Origin of the sequence: Dysgonomonas sp. ZJ709 (assembly GCF_011039195.1) — a bacterium.
In the GTDB taxonomy this organism is placed as follows: Bacteria; Bacteroidota; Bacteroidia; order Bacteroidales; family Dysgonomonadaceae; genus Dysgonomonas.
Map to the genome: position 1 here is coordinate 32,494 of NZ_JAAKEM010000013.1, position 18,122 is coordinate 50,615.

The 18,122-nt window shown below is 39.0% G+C and carries 11 protein-coding genes; 9 read left to right on the forward strand and 2 right to left on the reverse strand.

Annotation, left to right across the window (positions count from 1 at the left end; translation table 11 throughout):
- Positions 1 to 143: 143 nt before the first annotated feature.
- From G7Y56_RS10295 to G7Y56_RS10335, 9 genes are all read left to right on the forward strand, one after another.
- Positions 144 to 1,430, forward strand: a complete 1,287-nt coding sequence (locus tag G7Y56_RS10295) for a beta-galactosidase (RefSeq protein ID WP_165043242.1) — start codon at positions 144 to 146, stop codon at positions 1,428 to 1,430.
- A 28-nt stretch (positions 1,431 to 1,458) separates the two neighbouring features.
- Positions 1,459 to 2,634, forward strand: a complete 1,176-nt coding sequence (locus G7Y56_RS10300) for a glycosidase (protein WP_165021040.1) — start codon at positions 1,459 to 1,461, stop codon at positions 2,632 to 2,634.
- A 17-nt stretch (positions 2,635 to 2,651) separates the two neighbouring features.
- The gene (locus tag G7Y56_RS10305) at positions 2,652 to 4,052 is read left to right on the forward strand and encodes an MFS transporter (RefSeq protein WP_165043244.1); all 1,401 of its coding nucleotides are present in this window, start codon (positions 2,652 to 2,654) and stop codon (positions 4,050 to 4,052) included.
- The gene (locus G7Y56_RS10310) at positions 4,052 to 5,218 is read left to right on the forward strand and encodes an AGE family epimerase/isomerase (RefSeq protein WP_165043314.1); all 1,167 of its coding nucleotides are present in this window, start codon (positions 4,052 to 4,054) and stop codon (positions 5,216 to 5,218) included. The genes G7Y56_RS10305 and G7Y56_RS10310 overlap by 1 nt, the downstream gene beginning before the upstream one ends.
- A 40-nt stretch (positions 5,219 to 5,258) precedes the next feature.
- Positions 5,259 to 7,556: a glycoside hydrolase family 3 N-terminal domain-containing protein gene (locus G7Y56_RS10315; RefSeq protein WP_255498724.1), complete on the forward strand. Its 2,298-nt coding sequence runs from the start codon at positions 5,259 to 5,261 to the stop codon at positions 7,554 to 7,556.
- A gap of 17 nt (positions 7,557 to 7,573) precedes the next feature.
- Positions 7,574 to 8,695, forward strand: coding sequence for a glycoside hydrolase family 26 protein (locus tag G7Y56_RS10320; RefSeq protein ID WP_165043247.1), 1,122 nt, complete (start codon positions 7,574 to 7,576; stop codon positions 8,693 to 8,695).
- A gap of 19 nt (positions 8,696 to 8,714) precedes the next feature.
- A complete protein-coding gene (locus G7Y56_RS10325; RefSeq protein ID WP_165043249.1) occupies positions 8,715 to 9,845 on the forward strand; it encodes a glycoside hydrolase family 26 protein in 1,131 nt (376 codons plus the stop codon).
- A 9-nt stretch (positions 9,846 to 9,854) separates the two neighbouring features.
- Positions 9,855 to 11,846, forward strand: coding sequence for a glycoside hydrolase family 97 protein (locus G7Y56_RS10330; RefSeq protein ID WP_370457683.1), 1,992 nt, complete (start codon positions 9,855 to 9,857; stop codon positions 11,844 to 11,846).
- A 218-nt stretch (positions 11,847 to 12,064) separates the two neighbouring features.
- A complete protein-coding gene (locus tag G7Y56_RS10335) occupies positions 12,065 to 13,396 on the forward strand; it encodes a TIGR00341 family protein (RefSeq protein ID WP_185153994.1) in 1,332 nt (443 codons plus the stop codon).
- Positions 13,397 to 13,520: 124 nt separating this feature from the next.
- Here the strand turns inward: G7Y56_RS10335 and G7Y56_RS10340 are convergent, their stop codons facing one another.
- Positions 13,521 to 15,812 carry a GH92 family glycosyl hydrolase gene (locus G7Y56_RS10340; protein ID WP_165043250.1) on the reverse strand — a complete coding sequence of 764 codons (2,292 nt, stop codon included), beginning with the start codon at positions 15,810 to 15,812 and terminating at the stop codon, positions 13,521 to 13,523.
- Between the two features lie 6 nt (positions 15,813 to 15,818).
- The gene (locus G7Y56_RS10345; RefSeq protein ID WP_165043252.1) at positions 15,819 to 18,026 is read right to left on the reverse strand and encodes a hypothetical protein; all 2,208 of its coding nucleotides are present in this window, start codon (positions 18,024 to 18,026) and stop codon (positions 15,819 to 15,821) included.
- Positions 18,027 to 18,122: the final 96 nt, after the last annotated feature.

Genomic DNA, 18,122 nt, shown 5'->3' on the forward strand with positions numbered 1-18,122 from the left:
GTTTAGTCACTACTATTTTAATCAGTAGAGAATCCATCAATAAACATATGTACATACATTTATATAAATATTAACATATTGCTTTTTTATCTTGTTTATTTAATGAAAGACTCTTTACCCTAAAACTAAATATAAAATAAACCATGAAACAACTCCTTTTATTTATAACCTTAACTTTCGCCCTCTTTTCTTGTCAGGAGAAAGAGCTTCCGAATGTATTTGTAAAACAAAAAAGTGGACACTTTGTTGTCGGCGACTCAGCTTATTATTTTATTGGTACCAATTATTGGTATGGAGCCATCCTTGGTTCTACCGGGCAAGGCGGTAACCGCGAGCGTTTGCTCGAGGAGTTAGATTTCATGAAAGCAAATGGAATAAATAATCTTCGTGTCCTTGTTGGGGCAGATGGCCCTGCCGGACAGGCGGTGAAGGTTATGCCGACTTTGCAAATTGAGCCGGGCGTATATAATGATACAATTTTTGATGGATTAGATTTTCTTCTTGCCGAAATGGAGAAGCGAAATATGTATGCGGTCCTTTATCTAAACAATAGTTGGGAATGGAGCGGAGGATATGGGCAGTATCTCAATTGGGCAGGAAAAGGCGATGTTCCCGAAGCCGGGGTGCAAGACTGGCCTGTGTTTGTTAGCCATGTAGCGCAGTATGCCGATTGCGACAGTTGTAAGACATTATTCTTTAATCATGTAAAAAACGTAATCACGAGAACAAATAGATATACAGGCAAAAAATACACAGACGACACAGCCATCATGTCGTGGCAGGTGGGTAACGAGCCCCGTGCTTTCAGTGATGCGGGTAAACTTGCCTTTGCGAAATGGCTAAAAGAGACTACGGCACTTATTCGCTCTTTAGATAACAATCATCTTATTTCGATAGGTAACGAAGGAACTAAAGGGACTGAGGAAGATATGAACCTCTTTGAAGAAATTCATGCTGATCCGAATGTAGATTATATAACAATACACATCTGGCCAAAAAACTGGAGCTGGATTGATATTACTCAGATTCCACAATCGGTGGATACAGCTATTATTCAAACAAACAAATACATTCAGGATCACTTGGTTGTAGCTAGGAAATTAAATAAACCTGTAGTAATTGAAGAATTTGGATTCCCACGCGATAATCATAAATATTCACTGGATGATCCTACAACAGCACGCGATAAATATTATGCAAACATATTTACACAAATAGAAAAATCATCAGAAAATAAAGATATTCTGGCCGGTTGCAATTTTTGGGCATGGGGCGGTATCGGTCGTCCCCAACATACGTATTGGCAGCCGTGGGATGATTATGTAGGCGATCCGTCGCAAGAAGAACAAGGTTTAAATTCAGTATTTGACACCGATTCTACGATTAAAGTTATCAAGGAATATGCGAGTCAGATAAATAAAAATAGGTAGTATAAAGTACAAATAAAAAAGTAGAATAATGAACGAATTATTTAAAAAACGTCTGGAGACTGTTACTGCAGAATATGAGAGTTTGGTTACACTCAAAAATGCACCTGTATTACCAGGAAACGGAATCTATGAACGATATAAAAATCCCGTATTAACCGCAGGGCACGCCCCTGTATTCTGGAGATATGATTTATCTCCAGAAACGAATCCATACTTTATGGAGCGTTTTGGCATTAACGGCACATTCAATGCCGGAGCTATAAAATGGCAGGGCAAATACCTCATGGTTGTGCGTGTGGAAGGTAACGACCGGAAATCATTCTTTGCAATAGCCGAGAGTTCTAACGGTATAGATAACTTTCGATTTTGGGACTATCCTATTGTAATACCTGAAACTGCATATCTGGATACTAATGTATATGATATGCGTCTTACTGCGCACGAAGACGGGTGGATTTATGGTACTTTTTGCTCTGAACGCAAAGACCCTAAAGCTCCGAGTGGTGATTTATCGTCAGCGGTAGCCGCAGCAGGTATCGTGCGCACCAAAGATTTGAAAAATTGGGAACGTTTGCCGGACCTAAAGACCAATAGTCAACAAAGAAACGTAGTCTTACATCCCGAGTTTGTAGATGGTAAATATGCTTTATATACGCGTCCTCAGGATGGATTTATCGATGCCGGAAGCGGAGGCGGAATTGGCTGGGCGCTGGTAGATGATATGACAAACGCGGAGGTAAAAGAGGAAAAAATAATAAACTTCCGCTACTATCATACTATTAAAGAATTGAAAAATGGAGAGGGTCCTCATCCGATCAAAACATCGAAAGGATGGCTACATCTGGCACATGGAGTGCGTGCTTGTGCTGCTGGATTGAGATATGTTTTATATCTTTATCTCACCGATTTGGATCAACCTGACAGGTTGATTGCCGAACCGGCCGGGCATCTTATGGCTCCATTAGGCGAAGAGCGTGTTGGCGATGTTTCCAATGTGCTGTTTACCAATGGGTGGATTGCCGACGATGACGGGACCGTCTACATTTACTATGCATCATGCGATACTCGTATGCACGTTGCGGTTTCCTCTATCGATAGATTATTAGATTATTGTTTGAATACGAAGCCTGATGGATATCGTTCGGCTACGTCAGTTCAGACATTGACATCTTTAATAAAGAAAAACGAAATAATAAGAAGTTAATAAGTATACGATTTACCATGAATAATACAGATAAAGTAACATTAAGAGAAAAAGTCGGATATGGCTTGGGTGATGCCGCTTCTTCCATGTTTTGGAAGTTGTTCGGTATGTATCTGATGTTTTTCTATACCGATATATTTGGTATAGATGCCGCCATAGTTGGAACCATGTTTCTGGTAACGCGCATTTGGGATTCACTTTTCGATCCTGTGGTAGGTGTTATTAGTGATCGTACCGAAACTAAATGGGGAAAATTCAGACCTTATTTGTTATGGGTCGCTATCCCTTTTGGCGTATTGGGTGTACTTACATTTACGACGCCCGACCTGTCTGTATCTGGTAAAATTGTATATGCTTATATCACATATTCGTTGATGATGATGATTTACTCACTCATCAATGTTCCGTATGCCTCTTTATTAGGTGTTATGTCGTCCGATCCCAAAGAGCGGACAGCATTATCTTCTTATCGTATGATTTTTGCGTTTGGAGGAAGTATTTTAGCACTGTTGTTGATCGAGCCCTTAGTCAAGTTTTTCAGTACCCAAGGCGATACTGTTAATTTGACTTTTGGTTGGTCAATGTCGGCGGTTGTATTTGCTGTTATTGCCGTAGGATTCTTCCTATGTACTTTCCTTTGGACCAAGGAACGGGTTCGTCCGATTAAAGAAACAGGCAATTCACTCAAAGAAGATGTAGGTGATTTATTCAAAAATAAGCCGTGGTGGATATTGCTTGGAGCAGGTATTGCTGCTTTAATTTTCAACTCGATTCGTGATGGTGCGGCAGTCTATTATTTTAAATATTATGCTACTGTTTCTGATACATTCGATTTGGGTATCTTGGGTTCTGCTCTATCATTAACGACTCTTTATTTGGTATTAGGGCAAGGTGCAAATATACTCGGAATTCTTTTTGTAACACCTATCTCTAATCGTATAGGAAAAAAGAAAACCTATCTTTTTGCGATGGTCTTCGCTACTATATTCAGTATTCTGTTCTACTTTGTAGAGAAAGACAATATCATTCTTATGCTTGCATTACAAATATTGATTAGTGCTTGCGCGGGAAGTATATTCCCGTTATTATGGTCGATGTATGCTGATATTGCTGACTACTCAGAATGGAAAACAGGACGTCGTGCTACAGGGCTTATATTCTCTTCATCGTCCATGTCTCAAAAATTTGGTTGGTCTATTGGTGGAGCGTTAACAGGATGGCTGTTGGCTTATTTCGGTTTTAAGGCAAATGTCGTTCAGTCAGCCGAGGCACAAGAAGGAATACGCATGATGTTGAGTTTTTTGCCTGCGATAGGAACAGTCTTGTCTGTATTATTTATTTCGATGTATCCACTTACTGAAAGCAAACTAGGTGAGATTACGACAGAATTAGCAACCAAAAGAAACGAGAAGCAATGATGGAAGGTTTTCAAAAAGAACTGACAGATAATATACTATCTTTTTGGATAGAGAAAATGGGGGATGAATCACACGAAGGTTTTTATGGTCGTATAGATGGTCATGAAAATTTACATGCTGAAGCTAATAAAGGTGCTATTCTCAATGCACGCATATTATGGACATTTTCTGCTGCTTATCGCATTCTTAAGAAAGAAGAATATTTGGAGATGGCTCAACGAGCTTTCGATTATATAAAAGAACATTTTATAGATAAAACCTTCGGAGGTGTTTACTGGGAACTGGATTATAAAGGGAATCCTGTAAATACAAAAAAGCAGGTTTATGCTCAAGGGTTCGCTTTGTACGGATTCTCCGAATTTTATAGAGCTACGGGTAATACAGAAGCATTTGAATTGGCGAAAGAATTCTTTTTTCTTATCGAAAAATGCTGTGATACCAATCTGGGTGGCTATTTTGAAGCGTATGCCCAAGATTGGAAGCCGATAGACGACATGCGATTGAGCGATAAAGATGCGAATGAGAAGAAAACAATGAATACGCATTTACATGTATTAGAACCTTATACAAATCTTTGTCGTGTATGGGACGATTCCCGATTGAAAGATGCTCAACGCAGGTTGATAGATATATTCACAGAGAAAATATTAGATAAAAAATCAAATCACCTCAATCTGTTCTTCGACGAGGAATGGAATGTAAAATCTACGGCAGTTTCTTATGGGCACGACATTGAAGCGTCGTGGCTCTTGTTCGAGGCAGCGGAGGTATTAGGCGATAAAGAATTAGTAGAAAAGATAAAAACGTTATCTCTGAAAATAGCAGATGCTGCATCCGAAGGACTGGAAGCCGATGGCAGTATGGTCTACGAAAAAGAAGGTTCTCATATTGATGGTGAACACCATTGGTGGGTACAAGCTGAGTCTGTAGTAGGGTATATGTACGCATATAAAAATTCAAACGATATAACCTATCGGGAAAAAGCTGCTAAAGCATGGGAGTACATAAAAAATCAGCTGATTGATTATGAACAGGGCGAGTGGTATTGGAGCCGATTGGCAGATGGCTCACTCAATCGTAAAGATGACAAAGCAGGGTTCTGGAAATGCCCTTATCACAATGGGCGTATGTGTATGGAGATGATCGAACATTTTAATTGTAGATAATAAATCAAATAAAATAACCATGAAAAAAACGTTGATAATAATGGCAACAACCCTAGGCATAGTATCGGGCGCACAAGCTCAAAACAATAAAGATATAGACAAACAAGCCGCACAAATAGTTTCGCAAATGACATTGGCCGAAAAAATCGGGCAAATGACACAGGTAAGTATCGATGCAGTATGTAAAGGGGCAGATACACCCCCGACAAGTACATTACAATTAGACATGGATAAATTGCGTGATGCAGTTCTCAATTATCATGTGGGTTCCATTTTAAATTCACCCAACACACGAGCACGTACACCTCAGTGGTGGACTGAAATAATTGCTCAAATACAAGATGTAGCAATGAAGGAAACTCGTGTTAAAGTTCCTATCATTTATGGATTGGATCAGATACACGGGGCAACATATACCGCGGGTTCGACAATGTTTCCTCAGGAGATAACTTTGGCCGCTTCGTGGAATCCTGCCCATGCCCGTAAAATGGGGGAAGTAACGGCTTATGAAACTCGCGCAAGCAATGTTCCATGGAATTTCTCTCCTGTATTGGATTTAGGTATAGACCCGCGTTTTCCACGTCAATATGAAGGATTTGGAGAAGATCCTTATATAGGTTCGGTATTCGGATATGAGCTGATAAAAGGGTATGAGGGCGATGATAACAACATTGCTAATCCTACCAAATTAGCCGCTTGCATGAAGCATTTTATAGGTTACTCTGCTCCGATAAGTGGAAAAGATCGTACACCGGCATACATCCCTAAATCGGTGCTGTTAGAATATCATGTGCCTGCTTTTCAAGCAGCTATTGATGCAGGAGTGCATACTGTAATGATAAACTCGGGTATTATTAATAACGAGCCTGTTCATGCCAGTTACGATTTGTTGACAACATTGCTCAGAGACGAAATGGGCTTTAAAGGAATGATTGTAACTGACTGGGAAGATATCAATAAGCTTTATACCCGCGACAGATTGGCTACCAGCATCAAAGAATCGGTAAAACTTGCTATTAATGCAGGTATAGATATGTCGATGGTTCCTTACGACTATAAAGAATTTTGTACCGTATTGACCGAACTGGTCAATGAAGGAGAAGTTCCGATGTCACGTATAGATGATGCCGCTACACGTATTGTTGTTCTTAAATTGAAACTGGATTTATTTAATACGCCGAATACATACTCGAAAGATTATCCTGAATTCGGTTCACAGGCATTTCGTAAAGCATCGTACGATGCTGCCGCAGATGCAATTACGCTGTTGAAGAATGATAATAATATCCTACCTTTAAAGAAGGGTGCTAAAATATTGGTGACAGGTCCTAATGCTGTAAGCAAACGATCATTAAACGGTGGATGGACATTCTCGTGGCAAGGGGAGAAAATAGATGAATTTGCAAGCGAATATAATAATATTCTGGATGCGATGAAATTGAAATTCGGAAAAGAAAATGTTGCATATATTCCCGGTGTAAGCTATACAGATGCGGTGGAATATGCCACCGAATACAAGAATCAATTTGACGAAGCGATAGCTGCTGCAAAAGACGTAGATTATGTAGTATTATGTTTAGGCGAAAACTCATATTGCGAAAAACCGGGTGATTTGGATGATCTTTATCTCAATGACTTGCAGACCGAACTGGCAAAAGAGATGCTTAAAACCGGCAAAAAAGTAATTCTTGTGTTAAGCGAAGGTCGTCCACGTGTTATATCTAAAATTTCGTCGAAAGTAGACGCTATTGTTCAAACATACCTGCCCGGATTATATGGCGCAGATGCTCTGGCAGATATATTGATAGGTAATGTTAACCCGTCGGGAAAACTGCCTTATACTTATCCGGCATTTCCTAACTCACTAGTTCCTTATTTCCATAAACATTCCGAAGAGCAAAAGAAAAGTGAAGGCGTATACAATTATGAAGGAGACTTTAATCCCGAATTTCATTTTGGATATGGCCTTGGCTATACAACATTCTCTTATTCGAATCTGAAAATAGATAAGAAACAATTGGCTAAAGATTCACAGGAAGATATCACCCTATCCATTGATATTACAAATACAGGAAAAAGAGAAGGTAAAGAAGTTGTACAGCTTTATTCGAGTGATCTTTTTGCTTCATTAATCCCAGATACCAAAAGATTACGCCGATTCGAAAAAATATCGCTGAAAGCGGGAGAGACTAAAACGGTAACTTTCAAAATCAAGTTAAAAGACCTGTCATTTATCAATATGGAAAATAAACGTGTTGTTGAACCCGGCGATTTTGAATTGCAAGTAGGATCGTCTTCAAACGATATAAAAGAGAAAGTTTTATTTACGGTTTTATAAACATATTATAATTCGCCATGAAAAACGTTTGCCTTTTTATACTATTGTTTTGTTTACCTATCTTATCGATCAAGGCTTCTGGTATTGTATTGGTTGACAAACAAGCCACAGCAGAAACATACGCATTGTTTTGTAATCTGAAGAAACTACAAACTGAAGGTAAAGTTGCCTTTGGTCATCAGGATGCTACGCTCTATGGTCGTACGTGGGTAGGCGATAAAGACAGAAGTGATATAAAAGATGTAGTTGGTGATCATCCTGCACTTTTAGGTTTGGATTTCGAAGCTGTAACAAATACCACATCGCCTAATTATCCTGCAATAGAGAATAAGTTAGTCACAGCAGTAAAAGATTTTTATCGTAAGGGAGGCATTATTACTTTTGCATGGCATGCAAGGAATCCAGCAAATAACGGCAGCTTCTATTGGGAGAAAGATCCTATAAAAGTTGTGTCCGATATATTACCCGGAGGAAAATATCATGATAAATATAAAGAGTACCTGAAAGCCATAGCAGATATATCGTCAAAATTCAGAGGAGATAACGGAGAGCTTATCCCTGTTATTTTCCGTCCATATCACGAATTTGACGGTGATTGGTTCTGGTGGGGAAAAAATCATTGTACCAAAGATGAATTTGTTTCTTTATGGAAATTTACCGTTGATTATCTGAAGGGCGACCTAAAAGTTCACAATTTTCTATATGCTTTCTCTCCCGACTGCAAGTTTTCCACGGAAGCCGAATTTTTGGATTATTATCCCGGCGACGATTATGTTGATATCGTAGGTATGGATAACTATTGGGATTTCAGACCCGATGGAGCGAATAATCCGGCGTTGGCAGAGGTAAAATTGCAAATAGTATCGGATGTAGCAATCAAAAGGAATAAAATAGCGGCGCTTACCGAAACAGGATTGGAAGGTATACCCGATGCTACATGGTTTACGCAAACACTCTTACCTATTTTGCAACGAGTAAAAGTAGCCTATGCATTGGTATGGCGTAATGCAAGCGATTCGCCGACTCATTATTATGCACCGACAATAGGGCATCCTGCGGAAGACGATTTCAGAAAATTCTATGAAGAACCGAATATCTTATTCCAATCAAAACTTCCAAATATGTATAAATGTAAATAATAACCTAAAATAAATCCAAATGAAAAAAAACATAGTATTGATGTGTGTCGTACTCACGAGCCTGCTTTCATGTAAGCCGAAGTCCGAAGAGGCAAATCCTCAGAAGTTACCAATAGATAAAGAGGCAACAGCAGAAACAGTAAAACTTTACAATACCCTTTTCGAACGCTTAGATAAGGGTATTATGGTAGCACACCAGGATGCATTGGCTTACGGGCATTCCTGGTACAAAGAGAATGGCCGTTCGGATGTAAAGGATGTGACAGGAGATTATCCTGCCGTTATAGGTTGGGAATTAGGACATGTAGAAATAGGAGCAGCGTTTAACCTCGATTCTATCTATTTCTCAGATATGAAGCGGTATATAAAAGAAACACATGACAGAGGTGGTATTACAACCGTGAGTTGGCATGGTGATAATATTGTAACAGGTAATACAGCATGGGATTGTGCACAAGATTCGGTTGTGAAATCTATTCTTCCCGGAGGATCGAATCATGCTAAATATATGACATGGTTAGATCGGGTAGGAGATTTCTTCCTTGATCTGAAAGCAAGTGATGGGACACAAATTCCTGTTGTTTTCCGTATATATCATGAACATACAGGAGCTTGGTTCTGGTGGGGTAGTAAACAATGTACTCCCGATGAATATAAACAACTATGGGTGATGACGGTAACCCATTTGCGAGATAAAAAAAATGTGCATAACTTGTTATACTCTTATTCTCCATCCGAGACAAAAGATGAGGTTGAATATCTGGAGCGCTATCCGGGTGACGACTATGTCGATATCGTGGCATTCGATAGTTATGTACCGGGAAAAACTGCTAAAGATATTCAATACTATAAAGAAGCCTTGGAGCGTAATCTGAATACGGTAACTACTTACGCAGCGAAAGCCGATAAGATTGCGACCATCGGGGAAACAGGGATGGAAAGTATTCCTGATTCTACTTATTTTACACAGGTAGTGTATCCGATAATCAGTAAATATAGAATATCGTGGATACTATTCTGGCGTAATGCTTGGGAAAAAGATAAGCCGAATCATTTCTATGTTCCATTCGAAGGACACCCTGCGGCAAATGATTTCAGAGAATTTGTAGCAAAGCCCAATATTTTGATGAATAATGATATACAAAAATAATAATTGAACATGATGAAGTTTAAAACAGTTATTTTTTCAGCATTTCTACTTTTGGGAATGACAGTCAATGCCCAGAAGAATGTTTCGTTATCTTCTCCTGACGGCAAGTTGAAAACAAATATTGAAGTTGGTGATGCAATCAAATACTCCATTACACACAATGGGGATAAGATTATCGAACCGTCTGCTATCTCGATGACTTTGGTTGGCGGCAAAAGCTTTGGTATTAAATCTAAATTGTCAAAAGTCAATAATAATTCCAATAAAGGAGTGATACCTTCTCCTTTGTATAAGAAAAGTCAGGTAACAGACAACTATAATGAAGTGACTCTGGTTTTTAAAGACAACTTTAAACTCATATTCCGTGCCTACAACGAGGGGGTTGCCTATCGTTTTATTGCAACAGAAAAGGCTCCATTTGTAGTAGAGAAAGAAGATGCGAATTTTAATTTTGCAGATGATAAAATGGCTTACATCCCTTATGTGAGAGATAGAGGTACTATCGAACAACAATTTTTCAACTCGTTCGAAAATATATATGCAGTTAAAAAGCTTTCCCAATGGGAACCTGATCGATTGGCGTTTTTGCCGATACTTATAGATGCTCCTAATGGAAAAAAAGTATGTATCACCGAAGCCGATCTCATGAGTTATCCGGGTATGTACCTGATCAAAGATAATGCATCGAATGGTTTGAATGGAGTGTTTGCTCCCTATCCCAAAAATATAGAGCAGGGTGGCCATAATATGCTGCAAGGATTGGTAAAATTAAGCGAACCTTATATTGCAAAATGTGACGCAAATACATCGTTTCCGTGGCGTGTAATTACTGTATCCGAAAAAGATTCCGACTTATTAAACAATGATATGGTTTACAGATTGGCTACGCCATCTCAGGTAGCTGACATATCGTGGATAAAACCTGGTAAAGTAGCTTGGGACTGGTGGAACGACTGGAATCTGTTTGATGTTGACTTCAAAGCCGGAATAAATAATGAAACTTATAAGTATTATATAGATTTTGCTTCTAAATATAATATTGAATATGTGATACTCGACGAGGGCTGGGCGGTAAATCTTGAGGCCGACCTATTTAAAGTAATACCCGAAATAGATTTGAAAGAACTTGTTGCATATGCCGATCTGCGCAACGTGAAACTCATCCTTTGGGCCGGTTACCTTGCTTTCGATAAAGATATAGAAGGTATCTGCAAGCATTATTCCGAAATGGGAATAAAAGGCTTTAAGGTAGACTTTATGGATAGAGACGATCAACCGATGGTCGATTTCCACCGCAAAAGTGCCGAGATTGCAGCGAAGTATCATATAATGCTCGATTTTCATGGAACATATAAGCCGACAGGACTTCACCGCACTTATCCGAATGTAATTAATTACGAAGGTGTAAATGGTTTAGAGCAATTGAAGTGGGCTTCCGATACGCTCGATCAGGTGACTTACGATGTTACAATGCCGTTTATCAGAATGCTTGCGGGTCCTATCGATTATACACAAGGTGCTATGCGCAATGCGTCAAGAGGAAATTTTCGCCCTGTTAATAGCGAAGCTATGAGCCAAGGTACACGCTGTCATCAGTTAGCCGAATATATTATATTCGAGTCGCCGTTGAATATGTTGTGCGATAACCCCTCTAACTATATGAGAGAAAAAGAATGTACAGAATTTATTGCTGCTGTTCCAACAGTTTGGGATAATACAGTTGCTTTGGATAGTGAGATAGGAAAATATGTTTCTATTGCTCGTCAAAAAGGTGATGTTTGGTACATCGGAGTATTGAATAATTGGGATGACAGGACATTGACTCTCGATCTTTCTTTCTTAGATGGAAGCGGCTACAAAGCAGAAATATTTAAAGATGGAGTAAATGCTAATCGTGCAGCCAGAGATTATAAGCATGAAGTGATCGATCTTCCTGCAAACAAAAAGCTTGATGTCAAATTGGCCTCAGGAGGAGGATATGTAGTGAAGATATCTAAATAAGAGTTTTAGTTATAATTATATTAATTGAACCACATTTACTGGAATTAAAATATCAGTAAATGTGGTTTAGTTGTCATATCATTTTCTACAATTATTTTCATGAAATGAGGTTTCTCTTAAATAAAAACTCTTTATATTCATATCTTGTTATTTCAAAATGAAACCAGTAAGGTTGATCATTACCGGACTGAGGATAAATGCTCTAAAAGATTATCAATATGATAAGAAAACTGTTAAGCTACGTTAGTTTGCAAGGCGAAATCGAAGATTATGACGTAATTCATGAATCGATAAAGAGTGGTATTGTTTTTAAAGGGACTAATCTTTGGATACTTGTATTCGCAATTATTATAGCCTCAGTTGGTCTTAATGTTAATTCTACTGCGGTAATAATTGGCGCGATGCTTATATCTCCCTTAATGGGTCCGATAAACGGAATGGGGTATAGCATTGCTATTTATGATTTTAGTTTATTCAAACAATCGATAAAGAATTTCTTTTTTGCTATTTTGGCAAGTTTAACTGCATCGACCATTTATTTTGCCATAACACCTATGTCTACGGCTCAGTCGGAACTATTGGCGAGAACTACACCTACGATTTACGATGTATTGATTGCCTTATTTGGTGGATTGGCAGGGATAATAGCTATCAGCAGTAAGCAAAAAGGTAATGTTATTCCCGGTGTTGCTATTGCAACGGCATTGATGCCTCCTTTGTGTACTGCGGGATATGGATTGGCAACAGCACAATTTACATTTTTTTATGGTGCATTTTACCTATTTACGATTAATACTGTTTGTATAGCTATATCCTCTGTTGCAGTATCTCAGTTTCTAAAATTTCCTATACGCTCTAATATTACTGATGGGCGGAAAAAAAGAATTAATCAGCTAATATCGGTTGTGTTGGCAATAACTATCTTACCAAGTATTTATCTTGGCTATAAGCTCGTTCAGGACGAAAAATTTAATATAAATGCGACGAAATATGCTGAAAGTATCAGTATATATAAGGGAAACTATTTATTAAGAAATAAGATAAATCCAACTAAAAAAGAAATCACCCTTATTTATGGAGGTACATCGCTTGTTGAAGAGGATAAGGAAATGATTATTGCCAGAGCAAAAGACTTCTCTTTAGATAAAGCAACTATTAATATTAAACAAGGCCTTTCATTTGGAATCGATCGTACTGATAAAGACAAGTCACAATTGGAAGAGAATGTTTTGAAACAAGAAATAAATCGTTTATCTATCACCCTGAAAAATCAGCAACTGAAGGAAGATAGTATCAAGAAGAAGCTCACTATAGGGAGGCAGTTGCTGGTAGAGATAAAACCTCTTTTCCCTCAAATAGAAGGATGTTCGTACTCCGAGGCATTGCTGTATGCAAATGATACAGTATCGACACCCGATAAAGTGAACATGATTACTTTTTCGACGGAAAGAGAATTAAGTATAAAAGATAGGGAAAGGATTGATAATTGGCTTACAAAAAGACTAGGTACTAATCAATTGAAAATATTTTATGAGAAGGTTCATAAATAATTGATATTTCTGTCGAACACATGTTAAATAGAATAAGGGCACTCATTTTTTGAATGCCCTTATTTTCCGAATAACTTATGTCTTCGGAGGAGAAAAAGTATCTATTATCATATAAACACTACTGCTATTTTAAGTCTACAGATGCAGAATACGGCCTGTCTTTTGGCAAAACACCCCACGATTTATTTGGTTTATTTCCCATTTTATACTGTATTGTGCCTCCATTAGTTAGCTCGTCATAAGTTAGCCACGTGCGGGTAAACGGTTTCTCATTCAGGCTGGCAGATTGAATATATCTGTTATCTAATGTGTTTCCCTTGGCATCTATCACCAATGTTTTACCATTCTCAAGATGGATCGTCATTTTAGGGAAAACAGGAGATCCTATCACATATTGATCTGTTCCCGGGCATACCGAATATAGTCCCATGGCACTTATAGCGTACCACGATGATGTTTGTCCCTGATCTTCGTCACCGGGATATCCGTTAGGTCCCGAAGCATAAAGTTTGCTCATTACTTCGCGAGCCCAATATTGGGTTTTCCAAGGTTCACCTGCATAATTATACAGATAGATCATATGCTGAATAGGTTGATTTCCATGAGCATATTGCCCCATGTTTATCATTTCCATTTCAGCCATCTCGTGAATTACTCGCCCGTATGTTCCCACTTTAAATGTGTTGGGTACGGAGAATACAGAATCGAGTTTGGCGACAAAGTTCTTATCGCCATTCATTAGATCGATCAATCCCTGTACATCGTGGAATACTGACCAATGATAATGCCATGCAGAGCCTTCTGTGTATGGACCACCCCATTCAGTAGGATCGAAATTGCCTACCCATTTGCCATCTTTTTGACGTCCTTGCATAAAACGGGTAGCAGGATTATATACATTTTTATAATTGTATATCTGACGTTTGAAGATATTCTCATAGAAATCATTTCCCGATATTTTAGCTACCTGCATAGCGCAGAAATCATCGTAACAGAATTCGAGTGTTTTTGCTACCGCTTCGTGATAATCCGGAGAAGGAATATATCCCATCGTGAAATATTCTTTCCACCCATCACGACCATTTGATGGGCCATGAGGACCCTTGTTAGTAGCCTCGTGATACATTGCTTCTAATGCTTTCGTCGTATCGAAATTACGCATACCTTTTGCATAAGCATCGGCAATAAGCGAAGCTGCATGATTTCCTACCATTCCGCAACTATGACCGGGGAATGACCACGAAGGTAACCACCCACTCTGATCGTAAGCATCCAAAAGTGACTGAACATATCGCTCATGCATCTCGGGATGTAGTAATATATTCAATGGAAACTGAGCACGGAATGTATCCCAGAATCCGTTGTCGGTGTACATATATCCGTTATGAAGCTTGCCATCATAAGGACTGTAATAAATCGGTTTATCATTCGTATCATATTCAAAAAACTGACGGGGAAATAACATCGAGCGGAAAAAACAAGAATAGAATGTTGCTTTCTCTTCTTCAGTTCCACCCTCTACCTCTACTTTACCTAATTGCTTATTCCATGCACTTTGAGCTAATTGTTTTGCCTCTTCGAGGCTTTCAAGTCCGGCAAGTTCTTTTTGAAAATTGAGTTCTGCTTGCTCAAGACTGATAAACGATGAAACAACTTTAGCTTCGACGGTTGTTCCTTCTTTGAACTGAATATAGGCTCCTGCATATTCTCCAAAGTAGTCTTTACTATTTTTAGAAATACTGCCTGACTTTCCGTCCCAAGTACCGCAAGATGTAAAAGGTTGATTGAACTTTATCACGAAGTAATTCGCAAAATTTCTGGGTGCCGAATGATTTGCATTCTTACAGTAACCAACTATTTTTTGCTCGTCAGGATAGATGCGTACCATGCTACCACCGCTATTTCCATCTACTACAACATACGAATTTTTTCCCTGTGGAAATGCGAAACGGAAATAAACACCGCGTTCAGTCGGCGACATTTCGGTCGTTATCTGATTGTCGAAAGTAACTTTGTAATAATGGGGTTTTGCAACTTCATTATCATGACTGAAACGCAGTGCACGACTAAATTGATCGACTACCAGTTTACCCGATACAGGCATCAGCGAGAATGCAGCATAGTCGTTTGTCCACGAGCTACACTGATGTGTTTGTCTGAATCCTCTGATCGAGTCTTTGAAGTGCTGATAAATCCATCCGTCACGATTCACTCCTGTTTGTGGTGTCCAGAAATTCATACCCCATGGCATAGCTGTTGTCGGGTATGTGTTTCCTCTGGTCAGTTCAAACTTAGAATTTGTTCCTTGCAGGGTATTTACATAGTTTGCAAAATCCTTTTCAACGGCTTGCAGTTGGCTGCTGCCAATCAATAAGACCAGCAGCAGTTTACTTGTATTTTTTAATATATTGTTCATCACCGATTACCATTTAAGTGAAATATTTGTACCATCAGGGTCGTTTTCGAATGTAAGTAAGCATGTTTTACTTTTTTCGTCCCAAGTCCATTTGGTATCCTTAAGCTCCGTTCCCTGCTTGTCGGTCATTGTACAAGCCGATGGAGCAGAAGGTAATAATATACGCATAACATTAGTTGTATTCAGTGGACTTTTGGAAACAAAAGAGTAATCTTTCTTCCCGACTTTTTCTTCATACACACGGCTTGCAGCGGCTAATACCTGCGGCTTGCTCTTATCGGGTACACGATTGATATTGAAAAGGTATGCCTGCTCGCCGGGTAGTATTATCTTTTCGGTCAATATAGGCAATTGAGGATCGAACAAGTCTATAAACATACCTTTTGCAGTATATGGATTGTTGCTCACACTTTCGTCCATTACCGCAATCAGGTCGTAAGGCCCTCTTTCGAGATAAAGATTATTTTTGAACTCCAATGTGCCGGCTTTGGCTTTTTGCTCATACATACGTTTTACAACATCGACCAGTGCTGCGTCTTTATTCGGTGATAATACAAATTCTTTAGGGTCTTGGCGTAATATATATACCGTTCCTTTTCCATAGGTATATTCACCTTCTTTAGGAGAATTGCTTATGCCCATTTTTTCAAACAGGTGATCGGATGCAACAGCGTATTTCTTATCCTCCGTATTCCACCATTCCTGTACTGTCTGGAATGGATCATTGTCGCGCCCACTATAAACAAGTACACCACCTCCTTTAACCCAGTCGGCCAAATAATCATGCGCATCGGGCGAAAGAGGTTTCATATTAGAGTATGTCATTAATAAGACTTTCGTATCTTTCAATGTTTCGATATAGGATACATTCTCTACATGTACAATCTTCACTGGAATACCTCGTTTGAGGAAAGGCAATGCCTGACCATAAAAATTCGACAGTTGAGGGTCTTCATATCCTTTATGAGTAGGGAATCGTTGAAACATAAGAGAATTGCCCATTAAGACACTAATACCTTCCGAACCGCTTACTTTGTTGTCAGATAATGGCATGTGATTCAGTGTATTAATCATCACCTGCATTTGAGTAGAATAGTGGCGAGGTATATTTGCTTTTTCTTCGCTGTTTGCACTCACCCTATACAGACCTTCATAGATACGATCGGGCCAAGGCATCACTTCATAATCGGCAATCTGAGGATATAATAGTTGGGCTGTAAATGTCGCCTGATAATTCTTTTTATAGTCTACCCAATCGCGAGGCCAATCTTCAATAGGATCGGTCAAAAAGAATATTTTGCGTCCCGTAGGGGCTGTCATAGATTCCATCGAACCGTATTCGAGAAATGCTGTTTCAAATACACGTTCTTTTGCTTTTCCGTTGAAATAGGTCGGTTCACGTGAAGTACCTGTCCACACTTGAGCAATATATCCATCTACACAAGGTAGGGATGCTAAGCTGGCTTCGGGACTAACTATCTGCCACTGAGAGTAGTTTACTAATGAGTGAGTCGGGATATAGCAGCGAACATCCATTCCTTTGCTTTTTCCATACTCTTTAGCGTAAGTAAATACTTCATTCAAAGCATTGTAATACAAGTGATATTTTAATTTATTTGCGAGATATGTATTTTCAGGAGATTCATGCTGAGGTCTCCAATCGAATCCATAAAATTTCTTCCATTCTCTTTTAAATGCTTCGCTATATCCTGCCCTTGCCCAAAACTCGGGCTCTTCCATATATATAGCATCGATACCGGCATCTATTACACGTTTTACGTGTTTTTCTTTCATATATTTCAAGAAATTTTCGGTAGGGACAATGTATGGAACCATATGTCCATGCCAGATGGTATCACCATCTTGTTCCACCTGTCCTTCATCGAGATGCATTTTACCATCCCATTTTCCGGTAAAATAGTCTTGATATTCGCCCCAGGCTATACCTGTCATGAAGTGTGTAGTATAACCTCTGTCGCGCCAGGATTGTACACGCTGCTCAAAGGTCATATCTTTTCTGTCTCCTGCACCATACACAATGGCGACATCGGCTCTGACATCGGTTACGGGTTTCCACGGACCTGCTGTTTGAAAGGCTGTCTTTTCCAGATTGGTAACATCGACTTTGGCTTCGGGCTTTTGGTTGTTACATCCCGGTAGGATAACCAGCCCAAGAAGTAAGCATGCAATAATGCAATTGGCTATTTTCTTCATTATAATAAGATTTTAAGGTTTAAGCGTATCGAACGCCAAGATAATAAAAAAGGCTCCTCCAGTGTTAAGGAGCCTTTTTATTTTAACTAAAACTCA

Coding starts and splice junctions, on each gene's coding strand:
- G7Y56_RS10295 (WP_165043242.1), top strand. CDS start 144: ATGAAACAACTCCTTTTATTTATAACCTTAACTTTCGCCCTCTTTTCT.
- G7Y56_RS10300 (WP_165021040.1), top strand. CDS start 1,459: ATGAACGAATTATTTAAAAAACGTCTGGAGACTGTTACTGCAGAATAT.
- G7Y56_RS10305 (WP_165043244.1), top strand. CDS start 2,652: ATGAATAATACAGATAAAGTAACATTAAGAGAAAAAGTCGGATATGGC.
- G7Y56_RS10310 (WP_165043314.1), top strand. CDS start 4,052: ATGGAAGGTTTTCAAAAAGAACTGACAGATAATATACTATCTTTTTGG.
- G7Y56_RS10315 (WP_255498724.1), top strand. CDS start 5,259: ATGGCAACAACCCTAGGCATAGTATCGGGCGCACAAGCTCAAAACAAT.
- G7Y56_RS10320 (WP_165043247.1), top strand. CDS start 7,574: ATGAAAAACGTTTGCCTTTTTATACTATTGTTTTGTTTACCTATCTTA.
- G7Y56_RS10325 (WP_165043249.1), top strand. CDS start 8,715: ATGAAAAAAAACATAGTATTGATGTGTGTCGTACTCACGAGCCTGCTT.
- G7Y56_RS10330 (WP_370457683.1), top strand. CDS start 9,855: ATGATGAAGTTTAAAACAGTTATTTTTTCAGCATTTCTACTTTTGGGA.
- G7Y56_RS10335 (WP_185153994.1), top strand. CDS start 12,065: ATGATAAGAAAACTGTTAAGCTACGTTAGTTTGCAAGGCGAAATCGAA.
- G7Y56_RS10340 (WP_165043250.1), bottom strand. CDS start 15,812: ATGAACAATATATTAAAAAATACAAGTAAACTGCTGCTGGTCTTATTG.
- G7Y56_RS10345 (WP_165043252.1), bottom strand. CDS start 18,026: ATGAAGAAAATAGCCAATTGCATTATTGCATGCTTACTTCTTGGGCTG.